Origin of the sequence: Vallitalea longa, assembly GCF_027923465.1 — a bacterium.
Lineage (GTDB): Bacteria > Bacillota > Clostridia > Lachnospirales > Vallitaleaceae > Vallitalea > Vallitalea longa.
In genome coordinates this window covers 668,565-680,694 of record NZ_BRLB01000001.1, presented here as the reverse complement: position 1 = coordinate 680,694, position 12,130 = coordinate 668,565, and the positions used below count along the sequence as shown (strand labels likewise).

Annotated in this window: 12 protein-coding genes; 5 read left to right on the top strand and 7 right to left on the bottom strand. The window is 28.3% G+C overall.

Going from position 1 to position 12,130, the window contains the following annotated elements:
- Positions 1-13: 13 nt before the first annotated feature.
- Positions 14-607, top strand: a complete 594-nt coding sequence (gene yihA, locus QMG30_RS02985) for a ribosome biogenesis GTP-binding protein YihA/YsxC (protein ID WP_281812092.1) — start codon at positions 14-16, stop codon at positions 605-607.
- A gap of 389 nt (positions 608-996) precedes the next feature.
- Here yihA and QMG30_RS02980 read toward each other — a convergent pair whose 3' ends face one another.
- The 5 genes from QMG30_RS02980 to QMG30_RS02960 all read right to left on the bottom strand — a co-directional run bounded on the left by QMG30_RS02980 (position 997) and on the right by QMG30_RS02960 (position 4,123).
- Complete coding sequence (locus QMG30_RS02980) at positions 997-1,524, bottom strand: DUF4364 family protein (protein ID WP_281812090.1); 528 nt, start codon at positions 1,522-1,524, stop codon at positions 997-999.
- A 152-nt stretch (positions 1,525-1,676) separates the two neighbouring features.
- Positions 1,677-2,618, bottom strand: coding sequence for a tRNA modification radical SAM protein MnmL/YtqA (gene mnmL / locus QMG30_RS02975; protein ID WP_281812088.1), 942 nt, complete (start codon positions 2,616-2,618; stop codon positions 1,677-1,679).
- A complete protein-coding gene (locus QMG30_RS02970; RefSeq protein WP_281812086.1) occupies positions 2,587-3,039 on the bottom strand; it encodes a hypothetical protein in 453 nt (150 codons plus the stop codon). Before QMG30_RS02970 ends, mnmL begins: the two co-directional genes overlap by 32 nt.
- A gap of 182 nt (positions 3,040-3,221) precedes the next feature.
- Positions 3,222-3,857, bottom strand: coding sequence for an SdpI family protein (locus QMG30_RS02965; RefSeq protein WP_281812084.1), 636 nt, complete (start codon positions 3,855-3,857; stop codon positions 3,222-3,224).
- The gene (locus QMG30_RS02960) at positions 3,854-4,123 is read right to left on the bottom strand and encodes an autorepressor SdpR family transcription factor (RefSeq protein WP_281812082.1); all 270 of its coding nucleotides are present in this window, start codon (positions 4,121-4,123) and stop codon (positions 3,854-3,856) included. Before QMG30_RS02960 ends, QMG30_RS02965 begins: the two co-directional genes overlap by 4 nt.
- A gap of 280 nt (positions 4,124-4,403) precedes the next feature.
- On the opposite strand from QMG30_RS02960, the gene glpK reads away from it, so the two are divergent.
- Positions 4,404-5,897 (top strand): glycerol kinase GlpK, encoded by a 1,494-nt coding sequence (gene glpK, locus QMG30_RS02955; RefSeq protein ID WP_281812080.1) that lies wholly within the window; start codon positions 4,404-4,406, stop codon positions 5,895-5,897.
- A 427-nt stretch (positions 5,898-6,324) separates the two neighbouring features.
- Here the strand turns inward: glpK and QMG30_RS02950 are convergent, their stop codons facing one another.
- Positions 6,325-7,398, bottom strand: coding sequence for an HD-GYP domain-containing protein (locus QMG30_RS02950; protein WP_281812078.1), 1,074 nt, complete (start codon positions 7,396-7,398; stop codon positions 6,325-6,327).
- Positions 7,399-7,603: 205 nt separating this feature from the next.
- On the opposite strand from QMG30_RS02950, the gene QMG30_RS02945 reads away from it, so the two are divergent.
- The gene (locus QMG30_RS02945; RefSeq protein ID WP_281812077.1) at positions 7,604-7,840 is read left to right on the top strand and encodes a hypothetical protein; all 237 of its coding nucleotides are present in this window, start codon (positions 7,604-7,606) and stop codon (positions 7,838-7,840) included.
- Positions 7,841-7,993: 153 nt separating this feature from the next.
- Here the strand turns inward: QMG30_RS02945 and QMG30_RS02940 are convergent, their stop codons facing one another.
- A complete protein-coding gene (locus QMG30_RS02940; protein ID WP_281812075.1) occupies positions 7,994-8,995 on the bottom strand; it encodes a LacI family DNA-binding transcriptional regulator in 1,002 nt (333 codons plus the stop codon).
- A gap of 151 nt (positions 8,996-9,146) precedes the next feature.
- Here QMG30_RS02940 and QMG30_RS02935 point away from each other — a divergent pair, with 151 nt between their 5' ends.
- Both QMG30_RS02935 and QMG30_RS02930 read left to right on the top strand, forming a co-directional pair.
- Complete coding sequence (locus tag QMG30_RS02935; protein ID WP_281812073.1) at positions 9,147-10,193, top strand: LacI family DNA-binding transcriptional regulator; 1,047 nt, start codon at positions 9,147-9,149, stop codon at positions 10,191-10,193.
- Between the two features lie 145 nt (positions 10,194-10,338).
- Positions 10,339-12,105, top strand: coding sequence for a sulfatase (locus QMG30_RS02930; protein ID WP_309298622.1), 1,767 nt, complete (start codon positions 10,339-10,341; stop codon positions 12,103-12,105).
- Positions 12,106-12,130 lie beyond the last annotated feature (25 nt).

The window sequence follows — 12,130 nt, the reverse complement described above, 5'->3', positions numbered from 1 at the left end:
GGCAGGAGATAATATGATCGTAAACAACGTAAACCTAGAAGTTGTATCAGGTAGTGCTTCACAATTTCCTGATACTAATCTATTAGAAATAGCTTTTGCAGGTAAATCCAATGTAGGTAAATCATCATTGATTAATGCCCTGATTAACAGAAAGTCCTATGCAAGAACTTCTTCACAACCAGGAAAAACACAAACAATAAATTTCTACAATGTTGAAGATAAGCTATATTTTGTTGATTTACCAGGATACGGCTACGCAAAAGTTTCAAAACAAGAACGAGAACGCTGGGGTAAATTTATTGAGAGTTATCTCTATGAAAGACAACAATTAAAACAGATTCTACTATTAGTAGATATAAGGCATGAACCCAACAACAATGATAAAATGCTCTATGATTGGATAGTCTACAATGGTTTTGCTCCTATTGTTATTGCAACAAAATTGGATAAACTAAAGAGAAGCCAAGTAGATAAGCACGTAAGTGTAATAAAAAAAGCTTTTAATATAAAAGACCGTAATAGAATTGTTCCTTTTTCAGCTACTACTAAACAGGGGAAAGATGAATTGTGGGAGATGTTAGATAGTATTATAGATAGCGATAATTAACTAATTAATATTAAAATTTTATTGTAATGGTATAGGGAGTTATAACGATATAACGTGCAAGACGGTCAGGAAGTAAAGGGGTATGTTACGCTAGCAAATTAAACGTCCATGTTTAAATAGCTGGGCTCGCCGTCCATGGCTCGCGACTACACATACCCCTTTACTTCCTTCCGTAGTACAATTAACGTAAAAAATAATGTGCTGTAATTATATTATAGAAGTAACTTAAAATATAATTGTAGTGGTATAGGGACAAGTCATAATGATATAACGTACCGTAAGCATTATCATCTAAGTAACTTAATTTTATTTCCGGGAAAGCGGCATATACTTGTTTTTTCGCAGACCGATCCTTAAGGAGTAAGGCAAGAAAAAACAAGTATATGCCGCTACGCTTTAATCAACTCTTCTAATATTTTCCCATAAATCGTATGAGTGTTTTCTTTCCAATTTTCACATATTTTAAGAGCATGATCTTTAGATACTACATTGATCTTAATATCCAATAATAAATCTTTTTTTTCTTTGGCTACACAATTAACTATATATTCACCGTTTTTTTTGGGATAATATTCAGCTGTTATTTCATATTCATCTTTCAATTCTAATTTTTTATCTTTTAGGTAGTTAAGTATTTCAGTACAAATACTTTCTGGTATTCTATTTTCAAAATATTCTAATGTTTTTTTACCGTTTTCTGTAATTGAGTACCTAGTTGAATGATCTATAACTTTAGTGACTAATAAGTTGGTTTCAACTAGTTCAGAAAAATATTGTTGTAGTGAAAAATAGTTCATATATTCATGAGCTAATAAAAATTCTGAAATCTGAGTATATGACATAGGCATGTCTAATTTATCAATCATATAGAGAATAATTAATTTGTTTACACTTAATTCATGATTTGAACCTTTCATAAAAACCTCCTTAACAGTTCTAATTTATAATAAATATATAAGTAGTAACCACAACATATAGTGGTTATTATCTACTTATACACTTTATATATTAACAACTATTGTATATTAAAATTCAAAAATAAACAAGTAGGTAATTTATATTAATAAAGTTAAACATAATCTGATTTCTTTCCTTGCCATGTGTTACGGGCTTTAAATTCTTTTAGAATTGTATTTAGTACTACTTTTTTGTTACTGCTCCAACGTGGTGCTATCAATAAATTTTTAGGTCCATCTCCAGTTATACGATGTATAACTATATTAGGGGGAATGATTTCTATACATGATATTAATATATCCATATATTCATCCATAGTTAATGTTTCATAATTATTCTTAGCATAATAATCCGCTAGACCTGTATTTTTAAGAATATGTAACAGTTGCAATTTAACACCCTGTATTTTTTTAGTACAGATGTATTTAACTGATTGTAGCATGTCTTCTTTTGTTTCATTTGGGAGTCCTAATATAAGATGTACTATTGTTTCTAGTCCGGCATCACTAAGCTTTTCTACAGCAGTATTAAAACAACTTAAGTCATAACCTCTTCGTATGAAAGCTGCAGAAGAGGTATGGATTGTCTGTAGACCTAGTTCAATCCATACCTTTTTATTTTTGTTAATGTGTGATAATAGTTTTACAACATCATCATCTAAACAATCTGGCCTTGTAGCTATAGATAGACCTATTATATCAGGATGTGAAATTGCTTGGCTAAAAAGTGCCTTTAAACGATCTACAGGTGCATAAGTATTAGTATATGCTTGAAAGTAAGCAATATATTTATTTCCTGTTTTTTTGGAAGATAATCTTTTTTTCCCTTGTTCTATTTGGTCGTATATTGACAGTGTCTTGGAGGAAGCAAAGTCTCCTGAGCCACCTTCACTGCAGAAAATACAACCCTTAGTACCGATCTTACCATCTCTATTGGGACATGTAAAACCTCCGTCAATAGCAATTTTATATATTTTTTCACCATATAATTCTCTTAAATAGTAATTTAATGAATAATAGGGTTTATCTCCCCAAATACTCATAATTCTTTTCATTCCTTTCAAGTTCTTCTTTCGTATTTCTAATTTTTTTACATGAAATAACAAGTCTATTCCATTCATCTTCTGTAGTTATATTTTTTACCATTTCAATAAATTCCAGCTTAACGTTAAATAACACGTTTTGTTTCATGAGACTTTCATCTTGGTATTTAACATTAAGTATTTCAGATATTACATTAATAGTATCATCTGACAGACTACATGGCAAGTATTGATAAATACTGTTCAATATTTTTTCGATTGCATCGTATTGTTTTTCAAAAGGATTTCCTTTGTTATTTTCAATATAATAATTTAATGAGTTGATATCATAAAATATTACATTTTCAATTTCAGAGTAATCGTAGTTAAGAAGTATATCCCTAAATTCATTAAGTTTGGTTTCTAGTTCTGATTCGCTTATTATGTCAGTCATCTAATTCATCCTTTTAATTTTTTTCTATATAAATAATATATGCTAATAAACTTTAAATAAACAAACAAAAAAAACCACAAAAAATATTTTTGATAGATAAAAGGAAAAAGGCTACTAGAACCTTTTTCCTTTTATTAATTGTTAAAAAATAGAAATTTATTTTAAAATATTTATATGATAATTTATTTTGTAATCGTTTTTTTGTAAATCACATAAGAATAAACAAATAAAGAAAGGATTAATATAACTGAAATAATCATACCGAGATAGAGCATAAATGGTTTTGATATAATTCCCATTAACATAACTAATATACCTATTATGATAAATACATATCCACCATAAAAATGTGTTTTCTTCCAAATGTTGTCATCTGCAAGAGTCCAAGGTGTTCTTATGCCAATAAAATAGTTATGTCGAAACTGTGGCATATAATTGCCAATAATAATAAATAAAATACCTACTAGAATTGGAATTAATAATCCAATATCAATTTTCACACCTAATGCAAATAGAATTGTTAGCCAGTTGATTATAATCAAGAATAATACAATATAAAATGAAAAAATATTATAAGCTCGAGAATGTTTTCTATAGTTTTCACGTTTCGGATCAATTCTAGGCAATGTATTCATTAATAAATAAATAGCTAGAGGTATTAAACTTAATATGATTGACATATATTTTGGACCGGTATTATCCACTTTTCCATCAATGCCCCAATGTATTGGAATCACATCAGGCAAATAGAAATATGCAATAATAGTACCTACGAATGATATGATACACAAGATGAGTGCTAGTCTATTTTTTTTCATTTAGTATCGTCCTTTCCAGTAAAATCATATATCCATTTTATTATCGATTGAAATGATGTCGTATTCAATGAATAAATTATTTTTTGACCTCGTCGTTCAGTAAAAACTAATTTTGAATTTTTTAAAATATTTAAATGATGGCTTATGGATGGTTTACTTATATTGAAACAATCAGCGATATCACCAGCAGTCATATCCTTTTCATATAAAAATTCTAATATTTTCCTTCTTGTAGGATCAGATAATGCTTTAAATACTTCGTTCATTAAATCACTCCTGTTATATTTAAGCCTTTCATTAAATGTTTAGATAAATATCTAATAAAGTATAGTAATAATATATTATATTCATTAGAAGTTGTCAACTATATACCTTAAAAAACCTATGAAATAATTTGTTAATATAGTATAATATTTACAAGAAAGATGCAGTTGGTTTGTTGAATTATTTCATATGATATTTAAGTAAATATTACTTAAAATAAAAATAACTATATAATGAGCATCTTAGAAAAAATATATAGCAAAATTATTAGGAGGTTTTTTTATGGAGAAGAAATATATAATGGCACTTGACCAAGGAACGACTAGTTGTAGAGCAATACTATTTAATAGAAATGGAGATATAGTAGAGATAGCTCAGAAGGAATTTAGTCAAATCTATCCAAAGCCAGGTTGGGTGGAACATGATGCAATGGAGATATGGGGTACTCAAAGTGGAGTAATGAGAGAAGTTTTGGAGACAGCAGGGGTAAATGTTAATGAAGTTGTAGCCATAGGTATAACTAATCAAAGAGAAACTACAGTTGTTTGGGATAAAAATACTGGTAAACCCATATATAATGCTATAGTATGGCAATCAAGACAAACTGCAGATATATGTGAGGATCTTAAGAATAGAGGATTAGAAGATTACATTAAAGAAAATACAGGACTAATAATAGATGCATATTTCTCAGGAACTAAAATCAAATGGATTCTAGATAATGTAGAAGGTGCAAGAGATAAAGCTGAAAAAGGAGAATTGCTTTTTGGAACTATGGATACATGGTTGATCTGGAATATGACAAGAGGAGAAGTTCATGTTACAGAGTATTCCAATGCATCTAGGACTATGCTGTTTAATATTAAAGAACTTGATTGGGATAAAAAGATACTTGATGAGTTGGAAATTCCTCTTTCAATGATGCCAAAAGTAAAACCATCTAGCAGTATATATGGATATACACATGAAAAAACTTTAGGAGGGGCTCGAATACCTATTGCAGGAGCAGCAGGAGACCAACAGGCAGCGTTATTCGGTCAAGGCTGTTTTAAGCCAGGAATGGTGAAAAATACATATGGAACCGGTAGTTTTATTTTAATGAATACTGGTGATAAGATAATCAACTCTAAGAATGGGTTGTTGACAACTATTGCTTGGGGAATAGATGGTAGAGTGGAATATGCTTTAGAAGGTAGTATTTTTATTGCTGGTGCTTCAATTCAATGGTTAAGAGATGAAATGAGATTAATATTCTCATCTGATGAAAGTGAGTATTTTGCTATGAAAGAAAAAGATTCTGGAGGTGTTTATGTTGTACCAGCATTTGCAGGATTGGGAGCTCCTTATTGGGATATGTATGCAAGAGGTGCCATACTAGGCTTAACTAGAGGAACTAATAGAAATCATATAATAAGAGCTACACTTGAATCTATAGGTTATCAATCTAAAGATGTAATTAATGCAATGGTAGAGGATTCGGGAATAAGTCTAGAAAGATTAAAAGTAGATGGGGGAGCATCAGCTAATAATTTCCTATTACAGTTCCAAGCAGATATGTTAGGTGTAGTTGTTGAGAGACCAAGAGTAATAGAGACCACTGCTTTAGGTGCTGCATATTTAGCTGGGATAGCTGTCGGTTTTTGGGATAAAGATGAGTTAAATAAGGAAAAAGACATTAATAGAATATTTAAACCAACTATTGACAGTGAAACAAGAGATGAGAAATACAAAGGTTGGAAAAAAGCAGTTACTAGAGCAATGGCATGGGAAGAATAGGTAATATTACAAAAATATTACTTAAATAAAAAAAGGATTAACTAAATATAAAAAAATTATTAAGTGCAATGGTAATGTATATTTATTAATTACCTCAATGTATAATTAATATAATATTTTAAGTTGAAGATTATATATATAAAGGAAATACAGGTATTTTAAGGAATTTAGTGCAATAAAATAACCACATGTTACCATGTGGTTATTTTGATGAGGGGAGTATAAATAATTAATAAGGGGTTATATAGTGTATATGATATGTATCGCTCCTTAAAAAGAAGGGTAAACAACACAATCATATATTCACATTATAGTATATATTTTATATAATTTCAACAAAAAAATTAAATTTCTATTAAAAAAATAATAAAAAAATGTTTTATAAGAAGTATTCATATAATAAATGGTGTATTTTAAAGGAATTACCTTACATTATTTCCTCGATATCTAAATCTGTTTCATCTTGCATATCTATTATAGCAGTTCCTACATCAACAATAGGTTTTGATGGAGTAGTTTTATGAATGAAAATGATCTTACCAACTTCTCCATTAGATAATCTGACAGTTCTATGTAGATAATTATAAGCAATGTGTTCTAAGAACACGAATAAAAATTTAGTATCCAGCAAACCATAAGATTCTCTTTCAAATAGTCTAATAACCTTAAATGGTGAAGTTTTTTTATGATAGGAACGAACAGATGTCATAGCGTCATAAATATCAGCAATAGCAATTATTTTACCATATTCATGTATCTGTGTATCTTTTAGATGTAATGGATACCCTGAACCATCAATTTTTTCATGATGCATTAATATGCCCATTTTTATTTCTTCAGGGTAATCTAGGTTTTTAACGATATCATAACCTATTTCAGGATGTTTTTCTATGATAGCAAATTCATCTTCAGTCAATTTTCCAGGTTTATTAATGATTTTGACATCAATTGATAATTTTCCTATATCATGAAGAAGTCCAGCAACAGTCAAATTTTCTATATGCTGCCTATCAAGATGAAGCCATTGCCCAAATATATTGCAAAGCATAGACACATTCAATGAATGGGAATATGTATATTCATCTATACTTCTTAAATGATTAAGATAATTGAATAGTTCACTTTTGTTTTTTAGAGCTTTCATTAAATCATTACTTATTCTAAACAAATCTTTTATATTAACATTTCCACCTTCACTGATTTGGTTTAATTGTTTAGTTAATTTTTGTTTATTGTTATCGTAGTTGGTTTTGAATTCTAAAAATTTTTGAGTGAAATCTCTATCTTCGACATCAGTATCAATATTATTTTCTTTTGGTGTAATATATTTTTTAATATCTACACTTAATATTTGATATAAATTCATTTTAAAGATATTGTTTTGAGTAATAACAGTATTAGTTGGTATAAGTATTAAGCCATTAGATGTTAGGACATCATTAGCAAGTTCCATACCTATTTCAACATCATGGATACTTATTCTGTTTATTTTATATTCCATAATCAATAAACCTCTTTCCAGTAAATATTTTAAAAGTTTATTCTAGATTATTATATCAAATTTTAAATTTTAAACAAATATATTTTTGACAAGTTTTTCCTTTTTTTAATAAAAGATGAAAATAAAACTTATTTTTATATGTATAAAATAAAACTAATAACAAATAATATAACTGTAAGATGTAAATTTAAAAGGAGGTCTATAAATGGCAAAGAGAAATAAATCAAGAAACATGAATAACAACATGGAGAATAATATGGACAACATGGATAACAATAATAACTGTATGAGAAATGACAACATGGAAAATAATATGTACAACAACAATATGGACAACATGGATAACAACAACATGGATAACAACAACATGAATAACAACAATATGGAAAACAACATGTATGAAAATAATATGCAAGACAAGAAAAATAAGTACAGTAAATAATATTTCTACTCCTTGGTATAGCTACTGGTATAAATCAGTAGCTTTCTACTGTAAAACATCTTATTAATAATTAATCCTAAAGGGTATAAACTTTTGGGATTAATTTTTTTAGTTAGTACTAAAAAAAGAGCTTTATAAGAGAATTGCTCTTTTTTAGATCTGAATTACACTATTTCTTTCAATGATGATTGATTCAAGATCAAATTGATGATTATATTCAGTTATATTACCTTCAATATAATCAATTAATATTTTTGTAGCTCTTTTTCCCATTTCATATACAGGTACATAAACATTTGTAATGGGTGGATAGAAATTGTTTCCTAATCCTTTTTTATGTTCAACAGATACAATAGAAATATCTTCAGGTACACGTATATTTAATTCATTGAGTATACTTATAACGGGTTGTATACCAGATAGTTCTTCATAAAATAGAGCTGTAGGTCGTTCTTTTTTATTAAATAATTCTAATATAGTTTCACGTAGATGTTTATTATTGAATAATAAATTATAATATTCTAAAGTAATATCATCATTATGTTTAATAAGTTTTTTTATTTCATCTTCTTTTTTTGCACCAAAATATGCTATATGTCTATGATTCTTGTTATATAGATATTCTATAACATTTTTGACATATTGACTATATTGAGCATATACATGAAGACCTTTATTGTATTTTTTTAATTGCCCTATATAAACAACAGGTAATTTAGCATTAATTATATTTCTAAAGATTTTCGTATCTTCTGGTTGATTGCCAATTATAAGACCGTCAATCTTTTTTTTATCAATAAAATCTGATCTGATATTTTCCAAATTCTCTTTGATATTAATAATAAGAATACTATACCCAGTGTTTTGGGTTATACGATTAATACCTTTAAATAATTCAGTGAAGTAATCAGAGTCAATATAATAATCTCTCATTTCATCGCTAACAGTAAGGGATATGTTAAATCCTATAGTTTTACTCTTCATTGTAGCAAAACTTTGTGCTAAAGAATTAGGAGTGAAATTTAATTTTTCCATTGCGCTTTTAACTTTAGTTTCTGTCTTAGGACTCACGTTACCTATTTTATTTATTACACGTGATACTGTTGCAGTTGAAACTCCTGCTAAATTAGCTACATCATAAATTGTATTTGCCATTATTATCACCAAAACAAGTATAGCATATAAAAACTTTTTATTATATAGAAAACAAAAAAATATATATATGATTTTAGAAAATAATTATGATAAAATATATAATGACAAATATATAATTTGAAGAAATCCTTAAGCAGAAAAAGGAGAAAAAATGAGTAAATCTATTATTGATGTAGCAAAAGCAGCAGGTGTTTCAAAAAGCACGGTATCAAGAGTACTTAACAATGGTTCAGTAAAACCAGAAACAAGAGATAAGGTTTTTAGAGCAATAAAAGAATTAGATTATTACCCAAATGCAATGGCAAGAGGATTGAAAGGTAAATCTAACCATATTATTGGAGTTATTATTCCGAAGGTCGCTGGAAAGACATCTTCTGTATTTGAATCCAAGCAAGCACTTTCAACTCTTAATGGTATTGAAGAAATAATAAGTAAACAAGATTACAGTCTTCTATTGATATTTGATTTATTATTAACCAAAGGTAACGAATTTAAAAATAATGATCACGATTATCTCAAATATTTTAGAGAAAATAAGATTGATGGTCTTATAATCTTAGCTAAGAGAAATGAAGATAATAATCTTCAAAATGCAATAAATGAATATAAACCTATTGTATATATAGGTGAAAGATTCAAAGATTACGGTGGATATAATATATATGTTCATTATAAGAAGTTCAACAAACAGGTATATAATTACTTATATGATGAAGGGCATACTAATATAGTATCTATAACAGACAGAAGCACTATTTGGGAAGTGGGAGTGCGTAAATACGATGCATATAAAGAATTTTGTAAAGAAAAAAATATTATCTATGAAGAAGAGAATATAATTGATGTTAATAAATTAGCTAATAATATCTATGATGTTATAGAAGATAAATTAGAAAGTGGTTGTACAGCATTTTATTTAGAAGATAGCTATATTACGATTAAAATCATGAATATTCTATATGAAATGAATAAAAAAGTTCCCGATGATGTGTCTGTAATAAGTATAGAACATGGCGGAAATGATATAAGTGCGATTTATCCTTTTATAACAACTGTAAATATACCTAATTATGAAATGGGAAAAGAAAGTGCAAAGTTATTAATGGATATATTACAAAACAGACCTGTGAATGACAAAGAAATATTGTTAAAACCACATATGATTGAACGCAAATCTGTCAAGATAATAGAAAAATAAACAAATAATTCCATGATAGTGTTGACTTATTGGCGAATATGTCCTATAATATCAACGGGAACGTTCCCATAAACTTGATATGAATATCATTCGTTTTTTAGATATTTTGGGAACGTTCCCTAAAATAATAAGAGAGGTGTTTCTAATGAAAGCAATAATGGTAATGTTTGATTCATTAAATAAAAAGTATTTATCTGTTTATGGTAACAGTTGGGTAAAAACACCTAATTTTGATAGGCTAGCAAAAAAAACTGTGATGTTTGAGAATTTCTACGCAGGAAGTCTACCATGTATACCTGCCAGAAGAGAGTTACATACTGGAAGGTACAATTTTTTACATAGAAGCTGGGGGCCTATTGAACCATATGATGATTCAATGCCTGAGATACTTAAAAAAAATAATGTATATACGCACTTAGTTAGCGATCATATGCACTATTGGGAAGACGGAGGAGCTACATATCATAACAGATACAGTACATGGGAAATATCTAGAGGACAAGAAGGAGATCACTGGAAAGGTAATGTTGAAGACCCTAATATACCAGATTCTATCTGCAAAAGTAAATTAAATGATTTGTGGAGACAAGATTGGGTTAATAGACAATATCTTGATAAAGAAGAAAAACAGCCCCAAGCTGTTACGTTTAAACATGGATTGGAATTTATTGAAAAAAATAGGAAGCAGGATAACTGGTTTTTGCAGATTGAAACGTTTGATCCACATGAACCTTTTTTTACTCAGAAAAAGTATAAAGATTTGTATCCTCATGAGTACAATGGCAAACATCATGATTGGCCTGATTATTCAAAAGTCAATGAAGATGAGGAAACTGTACAGCACGTTAAATGTGAATATGCCGCTTTAGTAAGTATGTGCGATAATTATTTAGGAAAAGTCTTGGATATAATGGATAGATATGATATGTGGGAAGATACAATGCTTATTGTAAATACGGATCATGGATATTTATTGGGAGAGCATGAATGGTGGGGAAAGAATATTCAACCATTTTATAATGAAATAGTTAATCTACCATTTTTTATATGGGATCCAAGGTTGAAATTAAAAAATGAGAAAAGAGATGCATTAGTTCAGACTATAGATATTGCTCCAACTTTATTAGAATTTTTTAATGTCAAGATACCTAGAGATATGGAAGGCAAGTCACTAAGAGACACAATCTTAAATAATAAAAAAATAAGAGAAGGTGCCTTGTTTGGTATGGCAGGAGGTCATGTTAATGTTACAGATGGCAGATATGTGTATATGAGAGGACCTGTATCAACAGACAATACCCCACATTATGAATATACTTTGATGCCAACTCATATGAATCAGTTATTTGGGGTAAATGAGTTTGCAGGCATGGAATTATCAGAACCATTTTCATTTTCAAAAAGTTGTAGGTTAATGAAAATACATAGCTTTAATTATATTAATCCATATTGGTATGGAACTATGTTATTTGATTTACAAAAAGATCCTAATCAAAATAATCCGTATAGAGATTATGAAATAGAGAAATCTTTGATTAAGGTAATGGCTTATTTGATGAAATCTAATGATGCTCCAATTGAGCAGTACAAAAGAATAGGTATAAGTCAAGATGGTATAATGGATACAGAAGAAATAGAAAAGATTGAAATAGAAAAATCTGATAATGAAAAAGTTGAGTTGGGAAATAATATAACTTTTGAAAAAGGTACTGAGAAAGCATTTTTATTCATATTAAGTTATATTCCAAAACAAAAACGAACTCAGATGATAGATTTATTTAAGATGATGTTAATTGAGATGAATATTACATTAGTAACTAAAAAACATATAAAAGAATTTGTTGAAAAAACTCTACCAAGTCCAATGAATATGATGTTATTAAATTTTATGAAACAAATTTTAGAAATATAGTAATTACTAAATAATTGTATTTTAA